The organism is Amycolatopsis sp. VC5-11, assembly GCF_037034185.1.
In the GTDB taxonomy this organism is placed as follows: Bacteria; Actinomycetota; Actinomycetes; order Mycobacteriales; family Pseudonocardiaceae; genus Amycolatopsis; species Amycolatopsis nivea.
In genome coordinates, this window is the sequence record NZ_JBAGKF010000029.1 from 1 (window position 1) to 19,142 (window position 19,142).

Annotated in this window: 20 protein-coding genes and 1 tRNA gene; 18 read left to right on the forward strand and 3 right to left on the reverse strand. The window is 68.0% G+C overall.

What is annotated here, in order from left to right; translation table 11 throughout:
• Positions 1 to 3: 3 nt before the first annotated feature.
• Both WA670_RS42460 and WA670_RS42465 read right to left on the reverse strand, forming a co-directional pair.
• Entirely contained in the window at positions 4 to 912 is a 909-nt protein-coding gene (locus tag WA670_RS42460; protein ID WP_336161831.1) for an SGNH/GDSL hydrolase family protein, read from the reverse strand.
• Positions 913 to 962: 50 nt separating this feature from the next.
• Positions 963 to 1,865 (reverse strand): TIGR03619 family F420-dependent LLM class oxidoreductase, encoded by a 903-nt coding sequence (locus WA670_RS42465; RefSeq protein ID WP_275293180.1) that lies wholly within the window; start codon positions 1,863 to 1,865, stop codon positions 963 to 965.
• 434 nt (positions 1,866 to 2,299) lie between these two features.
• Here WA670_RS42465 and WA670_RS42470 point away from each other — a divergent pair.
• From WA670_RS42470 to WA670_RS42495, 6 genes are all read left to right on the forward strand, one after another.
• Positions 2,300 to 2,372: transfer RNA gene (locus WA670_RS42470), tRNA-Trp, on the forward strand.
• Positions 2,373 to 2,404: 32 nt separating this feature from the next.
• Positions 2,405 to 2,839, forward strand: a complete 435-nt coding sequence (gene secE / locus WA670_RS42475; protein WP_107051120.1) for a preprotein translocase subunit SecE — start codon at positions 2,405 to 2,407, stop codon at positions 2,837 to 2,839.
• A 76-nt stretch (positions 2,840 to 2,915) separates the two neighbouring features.
• Positions 2,916 to 3,737, forward strand: a complete 822-nt coding sequence (nusG, locus tag WA670_RS42480) for a transcription termination/antitermination protein NusG (protein WP_037816303.1) — start codon at positions 2,916 to 2,918, stop codon at positions 3,735 to 3,737.
• A gap of 82 nt (positions 3,738 to 3,819) precedes the next feature.
• Complete coding sequence (gene rplK / locus WA670_RS42485; RefSeq protein ID WP_037360170.1) at positions 3,820 to 4,251, forward strand: 50S ribosomal protein L11; 432 nt, start codon at positions 3,820 to 3,822, stop codon at positions 4,249 to 4,251.
• Between the two features lie 90 nt (positions 4,252 to 4,341).
• Positions 4,342 to 5,061, forward strand: a complete 720-nt coding sequence (gene rplA, locus WA670_RS42490; RefSeq protein ID WP_037816302.1) for a 50S ribosomal protein L1 — start codon at positions 4,342 to 4,344, stop codon at positions 5,059 to 5,061.
• Positions 5,062 to 5,130: 69 nt separating this feature from the next.
• Positions 5,131 to 5,940 (forward strand): alpha/beta fold hydrolase, encoded by an 810-nt coding sequence (locus WA670_RS42495; protein ID WP_037816301.1) that lies wholly within the window; start codon positions 5,131 to 5,133, stop codon positions 5,938 to 5,940.
• A 3-nt stretch (positions 5,941 to 5,943) separates the two neighbouring features.
• Here WA670_RS42495 and WA670_RS42500 read toward each other — a convergent pair whose 3' ends face one another.
• Entirely contained in the window at positions 5,944 to 6,894 is a 951-nt protein-coding gene (locus WA670_RS42500) for a hypothetical protein (RefSeq protein ID WP_336161836.1), read from the reverse strand.
• Positions 6,895 to 7,213: 319 nt separating this feature from the next.
• Here WA670_RS42500 and rplJ point away from each other — a divergent pair, with 319 nt between their 5' ends.
• The 12 genes from rplJ to WA670_RS42560 all read left to right on the forward strand — a co-directional run bounded on the left by rplJ (position 7,214) and on the right by WA670_RS42560 (position 19,120).
• Positions 7,214 to 7,768, forward strand: coding sequence for a 50S ribosomal protein L10 (rplJ, locus tag WA670_RS42505; protein WP_037816297.1), 555 nt, complete (start codon positions 7,214 to 7,216; stop codon positions 7,766 to 7,768).
• Between the two features lie 50 nt (positions 7,769 to 7,818).
• Positions 7,819 to 8,205: a 50S ribosomal protein L7/L12 gene (rplL, locus tag WA670_RS42510; RefSeq protein ID WP_336161839.1), complete on the forward strand. Its 387-nt coding sequence runs from the start codon at positions 7,819 to 7,821 to the stop codon at positions 8,203 to 8,205.
• A 457-nt stretch (positions 8,206 to 8,662) separates the two neighbouring features.
• On the forward strand, positions 8,663 to 9,844 hold the full coding sequence (locus tag WA670_RS42515; protein WP_037816295.1) for an ABC transporter ATP-binding protein: 1,182 nt from the start codon (positions 8,663 to 8,665) through the stop codon (positions 9,842 to 9,844).
• Positions 9,845 to 9,876: 32 nt separating this feature from the next.
• Positions 9,877 to 10,629, forward strand: coding sequence for an MlaE family ABC transporter permease (locus WA670_RS42520; protein ID WP_051165981.1), 753 nt, complete (start codon positions 9,877 to 9,879; stop codon positions 10,627 to 10,629).
• Between the two features lie 2 nt (positions 10,630 to 10,631).
• Positions 10,632 to 11,468 carry an MlaE family ABC transporter permease gene (locus WA670_RS42525; protein WP_037360186.1) on the forward strand — a complete coding sequence of 279 codons (837 nt, stop codon included), beginning with the start codon at positions 10,632 to 10,634 and terminating at the stop codon, positions 11,466 to 11,468.
• Positions 11,465 to 12,796 (forward strand): MCE family protein, encoded by a 1,332-nt coding sequence (locus WA670_RS42530; protein ID WP_037816294.1) that lies wholly within the window; start codon positions 11,465 to 11,467, stop codon positions 12,794 to 12,796. The genes WA670_RS42525 and WA670_RS42530 overlap by 4 nt, the downstream gene beginning before the upstream one ends.
• Positions 12,793 to 13,821: an MCE family protein gene (locus WA670_RS42535; protein WP_037816293.1), complete on the forward strand. Its 1,029-nt coding sequence runs from the start codon at positions 12,793 to 12,795 to the stop codon at positions 13,819 to 13,821. Before WA670_RS42530 ends, WA670_RS42535 begins: the two co-directional genes overlap by 4 nt.
• Positions 13,818 to 14,804: an MCE family protein gene (locus WA670_RS42540; protein WP_134733102.1), complete on the forward strand. Its 987-nt coding sequence runs from the start codon at positions 13,818 to 13,820 to the stop codon at positions 14,802 to 14,804. The genes WA670_RS42535 and WA670_RS42540 overlap by 4 nt, the downstream gene beginning before the upstream one ends.
• Positions 14,801 to 15,982, forward strand: coding sequence for an MCE family protein (locus tag WA670_RS42545; protein WP_037816291.1), 1,182 nt, complete (start codon positions 14,801 to 14,803; stop codon positions 15,980 to 15,982). The genes WA670_RS42540 and WA670_RS42545 overlap by 4 nt, the downstream gene beginning before the upstream one ends.
• Positions 15,983 to 15,992: 10 nt before the next feature.
• Positions 15,993 to 17,213, forward strand: a complete 1,221-nt coding sequence (locus WA670_RS42550; protein ID WP_336161877.1) for an MCE family protein — start codon at positions 15,993 to 15,995, stop codon at positions 17,211 to 17,213.
• Positions 17,213 to 18,475, forward strand: coding sequence for an MCE family protein (locus WA670_RS42555; protein ID WP_037816290.1), 1,263 nt, complete (start codon positions 17,213 to 17,215; stop codon positions 18,473 to 18,475). The genes WA670_RS42550 and WA670_RS42555 overlap by 1 nt, the downstream gene beginning before the upstream one ends.
• 36 nt (positions 18,476 to 18,511) lie before the next feature.
• Positions 18,512 to 19,120: a hypothetical protein gene (locus WA670_RS42560; protein ID WP_043827673.1), complete on the forward strand. Its 609-nt coding sequence runs from the start codon at positions 18,512 to 18,514 to the stop codon at positions 19,118 to 19,120.
• The last annotated feature ends 22 nt before the right edge of the window (positions 19,121 to 19,142 follow it).

Below are 19,142 nucleotides of genomic sequence, written 5' to 3' on the forward strand. Positions count from 1 at the left end.
CTCTCAGTGCACCCCGAGCACCGACTCCACCACGTCAGCCATCCCCGCTTCGCCCCGTGCGTTCGGGTGCAGGGCCGCGGCCGAGGACGTCGGGATCACCCCTTCGACCCACTTGACGTCCGAGTTCGCGCACACGTCGTGCCCCTTGCTCGGCGCGGCGGTGTCCGCGAAACCGGAGTCGTGCGACTTGGCCTGGTCGGACAGGGCGTCGTTGAGCTTGCCGAGCGCGTCCCTCAGGTACGCCACGTCGCCGGAGCCCAGCGGCAGCACCGGCCAGCAGCCGTCGCCGTCGGGGAGGACCGTCGGGTAGCCGACGACCACCACTCGCGCCTTCGGGGCCTTCTTGTGGATCTGGTCGAGCGTGGTGCCGACCTTCTTCGCGGTCGCGCTGATCCGGTCGGCCAGTTCGTCCTTGCCGCCCGCGGTGAGCCGGTCTTTGCACGGCGAGGCGCTCTGATGGGAGGTCACACAGGTCTGGGCCAGTGAGATGAATCCCACATCGTTGCCGCCGATGCCCAGGGTGACGAGCGTCGTGTCCGCGGTGACCGAGTCGAACTGCGGCGGGTTCGCGCCGTTGCGGGTCGACTGGGTGTCGGTCAAGTCCTCGGTCGTCGCGCCGCTGCAGCTGACGTCCACGAACTTCGCCGGCTTCAGCTTCGCCGACACCAGGTGCGGATAGTTGTTGTCCGACCGCGCGCATCCGGCTGGCGAGCCCGCCTGCTTCCCGGTCCGCGGTGCCGACGTGTACGAGTCGCCGAGCGCGACGTAGCGGCCGCTGCCGCCGCCGGTGTCCGCGCCGGACGGCGGTGCGGTCGACGAGTCGTGCTTCGACTTGTAGTAGCCGACGGCCAGCAATGCCCCCACGACCACGAGGACGAGCAACCCGCATCCACCGCTTTTGTTTGCCCCCACCCGACCGTTTTACCGGTCCCGCTCCTCGCCGACGACCCGCTTACGGGTGATCACGCAAAGACAGCGGCATGCAGTTCGCCCGCCAGTTCCAGCGCGTGCGGGACGGTTTCGGCCACATAGTGCAGATCGACCAGTGCCTCGGTGATGCCGTCCGCTTCGGCGGCCTTCAGCTGGGCTGCGACGTCCTCGACGGACGCCGTCTTCGAGCCCGGCGTCGGGTTGATCCGCAGCACCCGGCGCAGCGACTCCGGATCCCTTCCGGCCTTCTCCGCGGATTCGACGACCACGTCCCACTTCTGCCGCAGCATCGGGATCGGGAGCCCGGCGGGAAGCCAGCCGTCGGCGATCCGGCCGACGCGGCGCAGTGCCGCGTCCGACGCCCCGCCCAGCAGCACCGGCGGACCGGGCTGCTGCAGCGGACGCAGGCCGATCAGCGAGTCCGGGATGTCCCAGCGTTCGCTCTGGTGCCCGGCCGGATCCGCGGTCCAGAGCGTCCGCAGCACCTGGACCAGTTCGGCGAGCCGCGCGCCGCGGTGCTCCCACGGCACGCCGGCGGCGATGTACTCGTCGCGCAGCCAGCTGAGCCCGAGGCCGACGTCGAGCCTGCCGCCGGACAGCAGGTCCAGCGAAGTCAGCGAACGCGCCAGCAGCACTGGGGAGTAGAGCGGGCCGTTGAGAGTGCTCGACCCCAGCCGCGCGGTCTCGGTCGAATTCGCCGCGATGGTGAGCGCCAGCAGCGGATCGACGAAGCGCACGAACTCCGGCGGGTACGGCTGTTCGGGTGTACCGGACGGGTAATAGGTCTTCGGGGCGACCGGGGTCAGGACCCGGTCGCCGACCCACAGCGAAGCGAAGCCCATCCGCTCGGCTTCGGTGGCGAAGCCGGCGATGGCGGAGGGGTCGGCGAGCTTGCCGTACTGCGGCAAAGCGAGGCCAAGCCGGAATGAGGTCACCGCTGCTCCTTGATCAGAGTTTCGCTTGCGGGTCAACGAAGATCATCTTCCAGTGTGCCGGTCTTGGCTTCCTGGCGGGGAATTTCGCGGGCGTGGAAGCGATTTCGGTTGCCGTGCCAGCGATCCGGAGCGGTCGCGAAGCCGGACGGGACAGCGCTCGTCAGCGGCTTTACGATTAATCGAATAACGGGCACGCGCTCATATTCGCACGATCAGGTGATCTTCGCCGAGGATTCCGGGGTGCTGTCCGAAGGGTCCGGAACGGCCGTCTCCGGGGTGCCGCGAGACCGTCGCGGCGCGGTCGAGGGGGCTGGGTTGCGAGGCTTCATACGGGTTGCCGTAGACTTCGGAACTCGGAACGCACTACGGTCATCCCCGCCGGATGGTGGGGACGATGGAATGCGTCCTCCGGAGCCAGGGTGACCGGGCTCCACAGGGGTGTAGCTCAATTGGCAGAGCAGCGGTCTCCAAAACCGCAGGTTGCAGGTTCAAGTCCTGTCACCCCTGCGTACGGGAACTGGTGGAGCGGAGGAGTGGTCGTGAGCGACAGCGACGCCAGCGGCGAGCACGAGCAGGACGATTCGGGCAAGCAGCCCGGAGTCGAATCCCGCCCGGTGTCCGCCGCGGCTCGGCGCGAACGCCGCGCTTCCGCTCGGCCGGCAGGCAAGTCCGAGGCACGGCCGGGCTCGACCCGTCCGTCCGGCAAGGCGGGCGACAAGGTCGCGAAGCCCGCCGACGCCAAGGGCGTGCCCACCCCCAAACGGGACCGGAAGGCCAAGAAGGCCTCGGTGTTCGCCCGGTTCACGCGGTTCATCCGCGAGGTCTGGGCCGAGCTCCGCAAGGTCATCTGGCCCAACCGCAAGCAGATGGTCACCTACACCGCGGTCGTGCTGGTGTTCGTGGTGTTCATGGTGGCCCTCGTGAGCGGCCTCGATCTCGGCTTCAAGGAGCTGGTCGGGCTGGTCTTCGGCTGACGCCCGCAACGGGCGCGCCACCGCGCTGGCCGGGCCCCGGTCCGGCCCGGCAAGCGATCAACTGAGAGGACGGAACGTGACCTCCGACAACGGCACCGAAGCCGGTCGCGACCTGACCGAGCTTTCCGACGAGCAGGTGCAGACGGCACCCGGCGACGAGGAGTCCGCCGACGCCGTCGAGGTGCCCGTCGCCGAGGACGAGGTCGCCGCCGACGAGAGCGCTGAGGAAGCGGACGACGCCGCCGAAGCCGACGTGACCGAGCCCGCCCCCGAGGCGGACGACCCGGTCGCCGCGCTGCGCGCCGAGCTCAAGGCCGCGCCGGGCGAGTGGTACGTCGTGCACTCGTACGCCGGTTACGAGAACAAGGTCAAGACCAACCTCGAGACGCGTACCCAGACCCTGGACGTCGAGGACTACATCTTCCAGATCGAGGTCCCGACCGAAGAGGTCACCGAGATCAAGAACGGCCAGCGCAAGCAGGTGCAGCGCAAGGTGCTGCCCGGCTACATCCTGGTCCGGATGGACCTCAACGACCAGTCGTGGAGCGCGGTCCGCAACACCCCGGGCGTCACCGGGTTCGTCGGAGCCACCTCGCGGCCGTCGCCGCTAACCGTGGACGAGGTGCTGAAGTTCCTCGCCCCGCAGGTCGAGAAGGAAGCCCCGGCCAAGGCTGCCAAGGGCGGCGAATCCGCTGCGGCCGCGCCGTCCGGTGCGCCCGCCGTCGAGGTCGACTTCGAGGTCGGCGAGTCGGTCACCGTCATGGACGGCCCGTTCGCCACGCTGCCCGCCACGATCTCCGAGGTCAACGTCGACGGGCAGAAGCTGAAGGTCCTGGTGTCGATCTTCGGCCGGGAGACCCCGGTCGAGCTCTCGTTCAGCCAGGTCTCCAAGATCTGACGGCCGGGCCATCCCGGTCGGCAGTCCCCGCGTACTGGCAGGTGTGCGGGGGACTCACGTCAGTTAAGAAGGACACAAGGTAATGCCACCCAAGAAGAAGAAGCTTGCGGCGATCATCAAGCTGCAGATCAAGGCGGGTGCGGCCAACCCCGCGCCGCCGGTCGGCCCGGCGCTGGGTCAGCACGGCGTCAACATCATGGAGTTCTGCAAGGCCTACAACGCCGCGACCGAGTCGCAGCGCGGGGACGTCGTCCCGGTCGAGATCTCCGTGTACGAAGACCGGTCGTTCGACTTCAAGCTGAAGACGCCGCCGGCCGCCAAGCTGCTGCTCAAGGCCGCGGGCGTGGAGAAGGGCTCCGGCGAGCCGCACAAGACCAAGGTCGCCAAGGTCACCTGGGACCAGGTCCGCGAGATCGCGAAGACCAAGGAGACCGACCTCAACGCGCACGACATCGACCAGGCCGCGAAGATCATCGCCGGCACCGCCCGCTCGATGGGCATCACGGTCGAGTAATTGCTTCGGCCTCGCTGAAGCAAAACCAGTGGGAGAGCCAGGTGCTGGCTCGTCACCACACTGATCCACTGACTTACTAAGGACAGAAGCATGACCAAGCACAGCAAGGCCTACCGCCAGGCCGCGGAGCTGATCGACAAGGCGCGCCTGTACGCGCCGCTCGAGGCCGTGAAGCTGGCGAAGGAGACCTCCAAGACGAAGATGGACGCGACCGTCGAGGTCGCGATGCGTCTCGGGGTCGACCCGCGCAAGGCCGACCAGATGGTCCGCGGCACCGTGAACCTGCCGCACGGCACCGGTAAGACCGCCCGCGTCATCGTTTTCGCCGTCGGCGACAAGGCCGCTGAGGCCGAAGCCGCCGGCGCGGACGCGGTCGGCACCGACGAACTGATCGAGCGCATCCAGGGTGGCTGGCTCGACTTCGACGCCGCGATCGCGACGCCGGACCAGATGGCCAAGGTGGGCCGCATCGCCCGCATCCTCGGCCCGCGCGGCCTCATGCCGAACCCGAAGACCGGCACGGTGACCCCCGCGGTCGAGAAGGCCGTGAAGGACATCAAGGGCGGCAAGATCAACTTCCGCGTCGACAAGCAGGCGAACCTGCACCTGGTGATCGGCAAGGCGTCGTTCGACACCGAGAAGCTGGTGGAGAACTACGCGGCCGCGCTGGACGAGATCCTGCGCGCCAAGCCGTCGTCGGCGAAGGGCCGCTACGTCAAGAAGATCACCTTCACCACGACGATGGGCCCGGGCATCCCGGTCGACCCGGCGCGGACCCGCAACCTCCTCTCCGAGGAAGCCGCGGTCTGAGTCGCACATCACGCGAAAGGGTGGTCACGCTTCGTGCGTGACCACCCTTTTTTCGTGTCTCATGGACGTATGCCAACGACGTTCCTCGCCCCCGACGGGCTCCAGCTGAGCTACACGGTCTGGGAGGGCGACGGACGGCACCGGCGGCCCGTCGTGCTGCACCACGGTTTCGCCGCCGATTCCCAGGTGAACTGGGTCAACCCCGGAGTCGTGGACGCACTGGTCAAGGCCGGGTTCACGGTGATCGCGCTGGACGCGCGCGGACACGGCGAGTCGGAGAAACCGCACGACCCGGCGGCCTACGGCGAGGACATCATGGCCGCGGACCTGACCGCGCTGTTCGACGAACTCGGCCTGGACGAGGTGTGCCTGGCGGGCTATTCGATGGGCGCGATCGTCTCGCTGCTGGTGGCTACGAGTGACCGGAGAGTCCGCTGCCTCGCGGTCGGCGGCGTCGGCGCGGGAATCGTGGACTTCGGCGGGGTGGACGCCCGGGTCATCAACCGCAGCCAGATCGCGGACGGACTGCTGGCCGAGGACCGGTCGCAGGTGCCGCCGGCGGCCCGCCCGTTCCGCCGCCTGGCCCGCCGCGCGGGCGCGGACGTCGAAGCACTGGCCGCGGTCATGCACGCGACCCCGCACGGCCCGATGCGACTCACGAACCTGTCGGCGGCGACGCTGATCCTGGCCGGGGAGTCGGACGAACTGGCGACCCAGCCGGAACGCCTCGCCGCGGGAATCGCCGGTGCGAGGTTGGTGCGGGTGCCGGGGAATCACATGGAAGCCGTGGCACATCCGGCTTTCGCGGCGTCGTTGGTGGACTTCTTCGCGTACTCGGACACGGGGGAGACCCGGTTGCCGATCAGCTCGCCTGCCTGACGGTCAGCCCGGGGTGGAGGTCGCCGTGGGAGGAGGGCATTTCTCGGGGCCGGGCAGGTGATCGGTGATCAGCCACTGGCCTTTGTCCACTCTGGTCACCTTGAACACGCCTAGCGCCGGACCGCCGCTCACGCTGAACGAGCAGGAATCGATTGTCGTCACCGGCGGCGGAGTCGGGCCGGAGACGTACGACGGAAGCGATTCGGCGTAGTCGTTGACGTTCTTCACCTGCGCGTGGAGCTTCTCGACCGCGACCTTGCAATCGGGCTGGCCGGTGGTGTCCTTGGCGAACTTGTCCTGGATGTCCTCGCGGAATCGCCCGCAGGCGTCGTCGACCCGGCCCTGGGCGATGTTGTGGTAGACGAACCGCACCGCCTCGTTCGGATTCGTCGAGAAGATGTGGTTCGTGTGGTAGGTCCCGCCGCCCTCGGCGGCGATCTGGGCCGAGGTTTTGCCGTCGTCGCTGGGAAAGATCTGGTGGTATCCCCAGTTGACCAGGATCCCGAGGATGACCAGGGCGATCACCCAGCCCAGGATCTTCCCGCCGAGCCGCTTCACCCAGCGCGGGACCGGGCGACGGTTCTTCGGCGGTTCTTCGTACGCGGTCAGGGCTCCCGGCTGGTTCGGCGGGGCTGGCGGCTGGCCACCGGCCAGCGGTTGCGGCTGGCGGTTTCCGGCCGGGACCAGACCCGCGTCAGGGGCCGGTTCGGCGCCCTGCTGGGACTGGGTGAACCGCAGGTACTCCTGGAACCGCTGGAATTCCTGGAACTGGCGCAGCTGCTCCGGATCCAGCTGAGGCTCGCTCGCCGCTGGTTGCGCGGGAGTGCGCGGCGTGACCTCGGCTCCACCGGGCTGAGGCAACGCAGGCGGTTGCGCGGGCGGTTGTGCCGAGGATCCGCCCGAACCGGGAGAGGGGGTTTCTTCCGGCTTTCCGTGATCACGCTGTTCCGCCACGTCACCAATGATGCCCGCTCCGGCGCGATTTCCCGAGACTGCCCCGGTTCTCGCAGCTCAGCAAGGGGGTGCCCGCGAACGGCAAACAACCCTCCCGTATGCTGGTCGACGGTTCTACCAAAGACCGCTGGTTCTCTCCGGATTCCCGGGGAGCGAAGGTTCGCCCGCAACGGCGACGGCCCGCGCAGGAGGAACGAGGCTTTCACCCCAGTCTTCACGGCTGGGCAACGCCCCGCGTCTGACTGCGCGTGGGCGTTTTTTCGTTCGGGGGCGCCTCCGCCGAAGCCAGTGGTGACACTAGCCAAGAGAGGAGGCGACCATGGCGAAGCCCGACAAGGTGGCGGCCGTCGCCGAGATCGCGGAGAGTTTCCGCAGCAGCTCGGCCACCGTCGTTACCGAGTACACCGGCCTCTCCGTGACTCAGCTGTCCCAGCTGCGCCGCGCTCTCGGCACCAGTGCCAAGTACCGGGTCGCGAAGAACACCCTCGTCAAGCGTGCCGCTGAGGACGCCGGCCTCGAGGGGATCGAGGACCTGTTCGTCGGCCCGACCGCGATCGCTTTTGTGCACGGCGAGGCAGTCGACGCCGCGAAGGCGCTTCGCGACTTCGCGAAGGAAAACAACGCGCTTGTCATCAAGGGCGGTTACATGGACGGCAAGTCGCTGTCCGTGGACGAGATCACCAAGATCGCCGATCTCGACAGCCGCGAGGTGCTGCTCTCCAAGGCGGCGGGCGCGTTCAAGGCGAAGCTTTCCCAGGCCGCGGCGCTGTTCCAGGCGCCGGCGTCCCAGGTTGCCCGCCTGGCTGCCGCGCTGGAGGAGAAGCAGCGCAACGCCACCGGTACCGAAGCAGCCGAAGCACCCGCCGAGAGCTGAACCACCCCACCCCCCGAACGTCTCGTTCGTTTTTCTGAGAGGAAGCCATCATGGCGAAGCTGAGCACCGCCGATCTGATCGACGCCTTCAAGGAGCTCACCCTTCTTGAGCTGTCCGAGTTCGTGAAGGAATTCGAAGAGGTCTTCGACGTCACCGCCGCCGCCCCGGCCGCCGTCGTCGCCGCCGCCCCGGGCGCCGCGCCCGCCGAGGCCGCTGCGGAGCAGGACGAGTTCGACGTCATCCTCGACTCGGCCGGCGACAAGAAGATCCAGGTCATCAAGGTCGTCCGCGAGGTCGTCTCCGGTCTGGGCCTGAAGGAGGCCAAGGAGCTGGTCGAGGCCGCTCCGAAGGCGCTCCTGGAGAAGGTCGACAAGGAGGCCGCCGAGGCCGCCAAGGAGAAGCTCGAGGCCGCTGGCGCCAAGATCTCCATCAAGTGATCCCGGGCGCGCAAGCGCCTGTTGCACCACCTCGAAAGGGGCGGACACCCGACACGGGTGCCCGCCCCTTTCGCTGTCCGGACAAAAAAGACGCACAGTTGCCGAGCCGGGCCCGCGACACCCTCGTTCAGGCGAACAAACCGTGCGTCCGGCGACGCCGGGTCACCCCCTGTTTGCCGCGTTTCCGCCGGTTAACCCGTCAGGGTGAGCGGAAGTCGGCCATCTGGATCTGCGCCCGAACGTGACGTGCACTACCGTGCTGCCAGCGGTCGCCGTACTGGATCCCCGTCGCGTGAGGTGTGCACGGGGGCTGGCCAGAGAACAAAACTGGTGAGTAACCTGTTCGCGCTCAGCTCGTTGCACCTGGTTGAAGCGGAGTTCGCCGCGCGAGCTCCGCCGCTGCCAGCGGTGACGGGGCGGCGGTGCGCGACGACGCGGAACAGCTCCTGGAGGTGCGATGGGTGCCGAGGTGGTCATCGAAGGTCTGACGAAGTCCTTCGGAAAGCAGACCATCTGGCGGGACGTGACGCTGACCCTGCCTCCCGGCGAGGTCTCGGCGATGCTCGGCCCGTCCGGAACCGGCAAGTCCGTGTTCCTGAAGTCGATGATCGGCCTGCTCAAGCCGGACCGCGGACGATGCGTCATCAACGGCGTCGACATCGTCACCTGCTCCGAGCACAAGCTGTACGAGATCCGGAAGCTCTTCGGCGTCCTGTTCCAGGACGGCGCGCTGTTCGGCTCGATGAACCTCTTCGACAACGTGGCCTTCCCGCTGCGGGAGCACACGAAGAAGTCCGAGACCGAGATCCGCCGCATCGTGCTCGAGAAGCTCGAGATCACCGGTCTGGCAGGCGCGGACAAGAAGCTCCCCGGCGAGATCTCCGGCGGTATGCGCAAGCGCGCCGGCCTCGCCCGCGCCCTCGTGCTGGACCCGGAGATCATCCTGGTCGACGAGCCGGACTCCGGTCTCGACCCGGTCCGCACGACCTACATCTCGCAGCTCTTCCTGGACGTCAACGCCCAGATCGACGCGACGTTCCTGATCGTGTCGCACAACATCAACCTCGCCCGCACGGTGCCGGACAACCTCGGCATGCTGTTCCGCAAGGAACTCGTCATGTTCGGTCCGCGCGAGGTGCTGCTGACCAGCGACGAACCGGTGGTCGAGCAGTTCCTCAACGGCCGCAAGCTCGGCCCGATCGGCATGTCCGAGGAGAAGGACAGCGCCCAGATGGCCCGCGAGCAGGCCGAGGCCGAGGCGGGCCACGGCGACGTGCTCAACGAGGACGTGCGCGGCGTGGTGCCGCAGATGCAGGTCAGCCCGGGCGTGCCGGAGCGGGCCGGGGCGAAGCGGCGGATGGACCGCGTCATGCGGATCCTGCACACGCTCCCGCCGAGCGCGCAGGAGGGGATCATCGAATCCCTGACGCCCGAGCAGCAGCGGCACTACAACGTGCGGCCCAACCCCGGCGCCTTCCACCACCAGCCAGGCCCCGAGGACACCCAGCAGCTGCCTCCGGTCAGCTCGCCGGGTCCGGTGCCCAACCAGCACCAGGGACAGCTTCCCGCCGACCAGGTCGCGCGCATCCCCGGCGCCGCCGACCGCCGGTCGCCCCGGCACGGGCAGGGTGGCGCGTGACCACCAGCACGGCCAAGATCCCCGGCTACGGAATGCTGCGGGAGACCGGGAACCTGTTCGCGCTCGGCCTCGACATCATCCGCGGCATCTTCCAGCGCCCGTTCCAGTTCCGCGAGTTCATCCAGCAGGCCTGGTTCGTCGCGAGCGTGACGATCCTGCCGACGGCGCTCGTCGCGATCCCGTTCGGCGCGGTCATCTCGCTGCAGTTCGGCGCGCTCGCCCGCCAGCTCGGCGCGCAGTCCTACACCGGTGCCGGTTCGGTGCTGGCGACTGTGCAGCAGGCCAGTCCGCTGGTCACCGCGCTGCTGGTGGCCGGCGCGGGCGGCAGCGCGGTCTGTGCGGACATCGGCGCGCGGACCATCCGCGAGGAGATCGACGCGATGGAGGTGCTGGGCGTCTCCGCGGTCCAGCGCCTGATCGTGCCCCGCACGCTCGCCATGATGCTCGTCGCGCTCCTGCTCAACGGCATGGTCAGCGTCATCGGCGTGCTCGGCGGCTACTTCTTCAACGTCGTGCTCCAGGGCGGCACCCCTGGTGCGTACCTGTCCAGCTTCTCCGCGCTCGCGCAGCTGCCCGACCTCTGGGTCGGCGAGATCAAGGCGCTGATCTTCGGCTTCATCGCGGCGGTCGTGGCGGCTTACCGCGGCCTGCACCCGAGCGGCGGCCCGAAGGGCGTCGGCGACGCGGTGAACCAGTCGGTGGTCATCACGTTCCTGCTGCTCTTCGTCGTGAACTTCGTGATCACGCTGATCTACCTGCAGCTCGTGCCCGGAAAGCTGGACTGATCATGACGTTCCTCTCGGGGGCGAAGCGGATCGCCAACCGCCCGCTGGAGACCCTGGACACGCTCGGCGACCAGATGTCGTTCTACGGCAGGGCTCTGCTGTGGACGCCGCGCACGCTGCGCCGCTACACCAAGGAAGTGCTGCGGCTGCTGGCCGAGGTGAGCTTCGGTTCCGGCTCGCTCGCGGTCATCGGCGGCACGGTCGGCGTGATGGTCGGCCTGACGCTGTTCACCGGTGTTCTCGTCGGCCTCCAGGGCTACTCGGCGCTGAACTCGATCGGCACCTCGGCCTTCACCGGCTTCCTCACCGCGTTCTTCAACACCCGTGAGATCGCGCCGCTGGTCGCCGGGCTGGCGCTGTCGGCGACGGTCGGCGCGGGCTTCACCGCGCAGCTCGGCGCGATGCGGATCTCCGAGGAGATCGACGCGCTCGAGGTGATGGGCGTGCCGAGCCTCCCGTACCTGGTGACCACGCGGATCATCGCCGGGTTCGTGGCCGTGATCCCGCTGTACGTGATCGGCCTGCTGAGCTCGTACCTCGCCTCGCGGCTGGTCGTTATCTATATCTACGGACAATCCGCGGGTACCTACGACCATTACTTCGACCTGTTCCTACCACCGCAAGACGTGCTCTATTCGTTCATCAAAGTGCTGATCTTCAGCGTTTTGATCATTCTTTCGCACTGCTACTTCGGGTACCGGGCCAGCGGCGGGCCCGCCGGGGTGGGCGTGGCCGTCGGCCGCGCGGTGCGGCTTTCCATCGTCACGGTTTCGGTCGTGAACTTCTTCATCGGTTTCGCGATTTGGGGAACCGACGTCACGGTGAGGATTGCGGGATGACCACACTACGGCGCAGGTTGCTCGGCCTGCTGCTGGTGGCGGTGCTCGTCGGCGGGATCGCGCTCAGCATCGCGATGTACGACAAGGCGTTCAGCAAGTTCGTCACCGTGAAGCTCGACGCGGGCCACATCGGCAACCAGCTGCTCAAGCAGTCGGACGTGAAGGTCCGCGGTTTGATCGTCGGTTCGGTGCAGGACATCAAGGCCACCGAGAACGGCGCGGAACTGACCCTGGCGATGGATCCGGAGTCGGTGAAGCTGATTCCGGAGAACGTGTCCGCGCGATTCCTTCCCAAGACGTTGTTCGGCGAACGCTATGTGTCGCTGCAGATTCCGCAGGACCCGTCGAGCAGGACGCTTTCCCAGGGCGACGTGATCACCCAGGACCGCACTTCCGGCGCGGTCGAACTGGACCAGGCGCTCGAACACCTGATGCCGGTGCTGCAGGCGGTGCAGCCGCAGAAGCTGTCCAGCACGCTCACCGCGATCTCGACCGCGCTGCAGGGCCGCGGCAAGCCGCTCGGCGAAACGCTTTCGCAGCTCGGCCAGTACATCGGCGAGCTGAACCCGCACGAGCCGGAGCTGCAGCACAACCTCCAGGCGCTCGCGGAGTTCTCCGGCCACCTGAGCAACGCGACGCCGGATCTGGTGCAGAGCCTGGACAACCTGAGCACGACCACGCGCACCGTGGTCGCCGAGCAGGCGAACCTGTCGAGCCTCTACGGCAACCTCACCACCGCGTCGCAGGACCTGCAGTCGTTCCTCGAGGCGAACTCGCAGAACCTGATCAGCCTCGCCAGCACCGCGCGCCCGACCGCTGAGCTGCTCGCCAAGTACTCGCCGGAATACCCGTGCGTGCTGAAGCAGATGGCGAAGGTCGTGCCGGTCGCGGACGCGGCGCTGGGCAAGTACAACGGCAAGCCCGGCCTGAACGCGACCATCGAGGTCGTCGTCAACCGCGGGCCGTACAAGCCGGGCGAGGAACCGCGGTTCGAGGACAAGCGCGGCCCGCGCTGCTACGACCTCAACCCCGCGCCGGACCCGTTCCCGCAGCAACCGCCGGACGGCCCGTTCAAGGACGGCACCAAACAGGGCGCGGCTCCGAAGACCGTGGGCGAGGGCCTCAACCCGGCCAACTTCAAGGCGGACGCGGCCGGGGCCAACGGCGGCGGCACCTCGGGCGGCAACCCGGTCAACACCGCGGCCGAGAACAACTTCCTCGCCGCGCTGGTCAGCCCGGAGATGGGGATTTCGCAGAACCAGTTCCCGGGCTGGGGCTCGCTGCTCGTCGGCCCGCTCTACCGGGGCACGGAGGTGACGGTCAAGTGAGGGGACTCGCCGCACCGCTGATCAAGCTGACGATCTTCGTGGTCGTCACGGTGCTGTTCACGACAGTGCTCGGCATCAGCATCGCGAACATCAACACCACCAGCACGAGCGCCTACTCCGCGCGGTTCACCGACGCCACGCTCCTGCTGCCGAACGACGACGTGCGCATCGCCGGCGTCCGCGTCGGCCAGGTCAAGGACGTGAAGATCGTCGACAAGCGCCAGGCGCAGGTGGACTTCGAGGTCGACTCCGGACGCAAGCTCCCGGCAGGCGTCACCGCGCAGATCAAGTTCCGCAACCTGGTCGGCCAGCGCTACGTCTCGCTCGGCGAGGGCGACGACACCAGCGGCGCGACGCTCAAGCCGGGCGACACCATCCCGCTCGAGCGCACCACGCCCGCGCTGGACCTGACCGAGCTGTTCAACGGCTTCAAGCCGCTGTTCACCGCGCTGAACCCGGCCGACGTCAACAAGCTGTCGTACGAGGTCATCCAGGTCCTGCAGGGCGAGGGCGGCACGGTGGAAAGCCTGCTGTCGCACACCGCTTCGCTGGCCACCACGATCGCCAACAAGGACCAGGTGATCGGCGAGGTCATCGACAACCTCAACTCGGTCCTCGACACGGTCAACCAGCACACCCCGCAGCTCAACGACCTGATCGTGAAGCTGCAGCAGCTGGTGTCCGGCCTCGCCGCGGACCGCAAGCCGATCGGCGACGCGATCGAGGGGCTGGGCAACCTGGCCAACACGACCGCCGGTCTGCTGACCGACGCGCGGGCTCCGTTGAAGGACGACATCGCCGCTCTGGGCAAGCTCACCACGAACCTGAACCAGAACGAGCCGCTCGTCGAGCACTTCATCCAGTTCATGCCGAAGAAGGTCAGTGCGCTCACCCGCACCGCCGACTACGGCTCGTGGTTCAACTTCTACTCCTGCGAGATGACCGGGACGGTGGGCGTGCCAGGGCTGCTGCCGCCGACGGACTTCACGCTCGCGCCGGTGAACCGGGACAGGTGCAAGCCATGAAGTCCTTCCAGAAACGCAACCCGATCCCGATCGCGCTGGTCGGCATCGCGGTCATGGCGCTCGGCCTCGTCGCCGCCATGAATTCCGAGGACCTGCCGGTGATCGGCGGCGGCACCACCTACAGCGCGGACTTCTCCGAAGCGGCCGGGCTGCAGAAGGACAACGACGTGCGGATCGCGGGCGTGAAGGTCGGCAAGGTGTCCGACATCAAGCTCGACGGCCCGAACGTCAAGGTGTCGTTCAAGGTCAAGGACGCCTGGATGGGCGACAAGACCACGGCGGCGATCAAGATCAAGACGCTGCTCGGCCAGAAGTACCTCGCGCTCGACCCGCAGGGCAACGGCAACCTCGACCCCGGTTCGCCGATCCCGCGCGACCGCACGATGTCGCCGTACGACGTGCTCGACGCGTTCCGCGGCCTGTCGCAGACGGTCGACGCGATCGACACGAACCAGCTGTCGAAGAGCTTCGAGGCGATCACCCAGACGTTCTCGAACACGCCGCAGGACGTGAAGGGCGCGCTGTCCGGGCTGTCGAAGCTGTCGGACACGATCGCCAAGCGTGATTCGCAGCTGGCGAACCTGCTGGCCAACACGCGCCAGGTGTCGCAGACCCTGGTCGACCGGGACGCCGAGGTGCAGAAGCTGATCACCGACGGCAACCAGCTGCTGGACGAGATCGGCAAGCGCGAGCAGGCGATCAAGACGCTGCTCGACGGTTCGAAGCAGCTGTCGACGCAGCTGCAGGGCCTGATCGACGACAACGACGGCCAGCTGAACCCGGTGCTCACCCAGCTCGACCAGCTCACGTCGATGCTGCAGCGCAACCAGGACTCGCTGGCGCAGGGGATCCAGAAGTTCGCGCCGTTCATCCGGGTCTTCAACAACACGATCGGCACCGGGCACTGGTTCGACAACTACATCTGCGGCCTGGTGCTTCCTTCGGTCGGCCCGCTCAATCCGGAGGGGTGCAACTCCAAATGACCGACACCCGCTTCGGCCAGTCGCTCACCCGCGGCTTCACGATCGCGATCGTCCTCGCGCTCGTGGTCGCGGGCGCGCTCTGGTGGACGTTGAAGGACGCCGGCCGCAACCACCTGACCGCGTACTTCTCCGGCGCCGTCGGCCTTTACGAGGGCAACAGCGTCCGGATGCTCGGCGTGGACATGGGCACGGTGACCAAGATCCAGCCGATGGGCAACCAGGTCCGGGTCGACCTCGAGTACGACCGCTCGGTCGCGGTGCCCGCCGACGCGAAGGCGGTCATCGTGTCGCCGTCGCTGGTCAGCGACCGCTACGTCCAGCTCGCCCCGGCCTACACCGGCGGCCCGCGGATCTCCGACGGCGCGACGATCGGCCTCGACCGCACCGAGGTGCCGCTGGAGGTCGACCAGCTCGCCGCCAGCCTCGCCAAGGTCAGCGAGACGCTCGGACCGAACGGGGCCAACAAGAACGGCTCGCTCTCGGACCTGCTGAACACCGCCGCGAACAACCTCGACGGCAACGGCAAGGCGCTGCACGACACGATCACCAAGCTCGGGCAGGCGTCCGGAACGCTGGCGGGCAACAAGGACGACCTCTTCCAGACGGTGCAGAACCTCGGCAAGTTCTCCCAGTCGCTCGCCAACAGCGACGGCCAGGTGCGCCAGTTCGAGAGCCAGCTCGCCGACGTGAGCGGATTCCTCGCCGGGGAGAAGGACAATCTCGCCCAGACCGTGCAGCAGCTCGGCACCACGCTGCAGTCGGTGCAGGGCTTCATCGAACGCAACCGCGGCCGGTTGAAGTCCAATGTGGACAAACTGGCCAGCGTGACCAAGGTGCTGGTGGACCAGCGCAGCTCGCTCGCCGAGATCCTCGACGTCGCGCCGGTCGCGCTGTCCAACATCGTCGGCGTCTACAACGGCTCGTCCGGCACGCTCGACGCGCGGCCGAACCTCAACGAGCTGACGCAGCCGCCGCTGGTGATGGTCTGCAGCCTGCTCAAGCAGACCTCGGTGACCAAGCAGCTGCTCGGCAACGCCTGCGACGGCATCGCCAAGGTGGTCGACGGCGTGGTTCCGCTGCCGTCCACCGCGCAGGTCATCCAGGCGATGCAGAACGGCCAGCTGCCGCCGCTGCCGCTCCCGCTGCAGGGCCAGGTCTACGGGACGCAGGGGAGCTGACGTGAAGCGACTGACGAAGTTCGCCGCGGGCGGAGCGCTCGCCACGGTGTCCGCGCTCGTGCTGAGCGGCTGCGCGTTCAACGGCGTCTACGACGTCCCGCTGCCCGGCGGGGCCGACCTCGGCAGCCACCCGTACACGCTGAAGATCCAGTTCAAGGACGTGCTCGACCTCGTCCCGCAGTCCGGGGTGAAGGTCAACGAGGTGCCGGTCGGGCAGGTCAAGTCGATCGGGCTGACGCCGGACGGCTGGCACGCCGAGGTGACCGTCGAGGTCAACGGGGACGTCAAGCTGCCAGCCAACGCGATGGCCAACGTGAAGCAGTCGAGCCTGCTCGGCGAGAAGTACGTCGAGCTGGCCTCGCCGGGCGGCGACGAGGCGACCGGGCAGCTGGCGAACGGGGCGACCATCCCGCTCGCGCGCACCGGCCGCGACGTCCAGGTCGAGGAGGTGCTCGGCGCGCTGTCCCTGCTGCTCAACGGCGGCGGCGTGGAGCAGCTCAACACGATCACCAAGGAACTCAACAACGCCACCGCCGGCCGCGAGCCGGACATCAAGGCGCTGCTGGCCAACGCGAACGAGCTGGTCACCAACCTCGACAACCAGTCGGCCAACATCACCCGCGCGCTCGACGGCCTCAACCGGCTGTCCATGACGCTGCGGGACCAGAAGGACAAGCTGGTCGGCGCGGTCGACAACCTCGGGCCCGGGCTCGGGGTGCTGGAGCAGCAGCGCGGCCAGCTGGTGACCATGCTGAACGCGCTCAACAACCTCTCCGGCGTCGCGACCGACACGGTCAACAAGAGCAAGGCGGACCTGGTCGCCGACCTCAAGGCGCTCACGCCGACGCTGCAGAAGCTCGGCGAGGCGGGCAGCGACCTGCCGAAGGCGCTGGAGATCCTGCTGACCTATCCGTTCACCGACCAGGCCTACAACGACGTCAAGGGCGACTACTTCAACCTGTTCGCCAAGGTCGACCTGAACCTCAAGGACGTCATCGACAACCTCGGCCGCAGCAGGCAGAACGGCCTGAACGGGCTCCTTCCCGCGCCGGGGCTGACCGGCGGCGTCGAAGGCTCGCCCGCGAACCAGCCGCCGCCGCTGTCGTTCCCGGGCAGCCAGCCCGCGCAGCAACAGCAGGCTCCGTCCTCGACCGGCGGCCAGGGCGGCGGGCAGCCGTCGCAGAGCGGGTTGTCCGGCCTGTTCGGGGTGCTTTCCGGAGGTGCTGGCTGATGTTGCTGCGCAGGACGAAAATCCAGCTGGTGGTCTTCGCCATCATCTCGGTCGTGGCCATCGTGTACGCGCTGATCCGGTTCGCCGGCCTCGGCACGGTGTTCGGCAGCAACGGGTACACGGTCAAGCTGCAGCTCAACGAATCCGGCGGGATCTTCACCAACGCCGAGGTCACCTACCGCGGCTTCAACGTCGGCCGCGTCGGGCAGCTGCGGCTGACCCAGAGCGGGCTCGAGGCCGACCTGAACATCGACCCGTCGGCCCCGCGCGTGCCCGCCGACCTCGACGCGGTCGTCGCCAACCGGTCCGCGGTCGGCGAGCAGTACGTCGACCTGCGGCCGAAGAACGACCAGGGCCCGTACCTCGCGAGCGGTTCGGTGATCCCGGCCGCCCGCACGAGCACCCCGGTCAGCACCGACCGGCTGCTCGGCGACCTCGACTCGCTGTCGGCCTCGGTGCCGACCGACGCGCTGCGGAAGGTCGTCGACGAGTCCTACGACGCGTTCCGCGGCACCGGCGGCGACCTGCAGAAGCTGCTCGACACCGCGCGCAGCTTCACCACCACCGCGCAGCAGTACCTGCCGCAGACCGTGCAGTTGCTGCAGGCAGGCGGCCAGGTGCTGGACACGCAGAACGACGAGGCGTCGAACTTCGCGTCCTTCTCCAAGAGCCTCAACCAGCTCAGCGGGACGCTCAAGAACTCCGACGGCGACCTGCGCAAGCTGATCGGCGTCACCCCGCAGGTGGCGACCCAGATCAGCCAGGTGCTCAAGGAGACCGGGCCCGGCCTCGGCGCGCTGACCGCGAACCTGCTGACGACGGCCAACCTGACCGTGACCCGGCTGGACGGCCTCGAACAGGGCCTGGTGACCTATCCGGCACTGGCGGCCGCCGCGCCGTCGGTGGCCCCCGGCGACGGGACCGCGCACCTCGGCCTGGTGCTGAACCTGTTCAACCCGCCGTCGTGCACGAAGGGCTATCTGCCCTACAGCCAGTACCGTCCGGGTTCGGACACCTCGCCCCGGCCCGAGGACGACAAGGCCTACTGTGCCGAGCCGAAGGGCAGCCCGATCAACGTCCGGGGTTCCCAGAACGCGCCGTACAACGGCGTGCCGGTGCAGCCGTCGCAGCAGGACATCGCGGCGAACCAGAACCGGCCGGCGCAGCAGCTGCAGGAGCAGCGCGACGCTCAGGTGCCGGGCGTCGTCGGCAGCCCCGGGGTCTCGCTGAACAGCATGGGCTCGCTGCTGGGACTCGGCTGACCGGGATTTGATGACTGTTACCTACTCTGGAGTGTTATGAGTGCCGAGCACGCGGTCGCCGAGGAAGAGGTGACCGCTGATACGCCCGAACCGGCAACGGCGGTGGCGGCGAAGGAAAAGTGGACGCTTCCCGGATCGCCGCGGGTGTGGCTGTTCGGATCCGGGGCGTTCGCTCTCGCCGCGCTGGTGGTGGCGATCGTGTTCGGGATCATGTGGCTGGTCGCGGAGATGGACGGCGACCGGGATCTGGCTTCGGCGCGCGACGACGTGCTCAAGGACGGCACCGCCGCGGTGCTGGCCTACACCCAGGTCGACTACCAGCACCTGGACACGTACTTCCAGCAGCAGAAGGACGTCTCCAGCGACGACATGGCCAAGCAGATCGAGCAGGCCCAGCCGAACTATTCGAAGGCGCTGACCGACCAGAAGGTCAAGGTCACCACCACGATCCAGGACATCGCGGTCGAGGAGCTCAACGACCACGACGGCAAGGCCAGCTTCCTGGCCGCGATCAGCACGGACACCTCGGCGGGCGGGAAGAACGCCACCAAGGCGCTGCGGCTCGAGGTCCAGATGACCCGGGTCGACGGCAAGTGGAAGCTGTCCGGGATCGACCAAGTGCCGCTCGTCGCCGCCGGCAAGTAGCTTCACCCGCAGATCGGAGTTC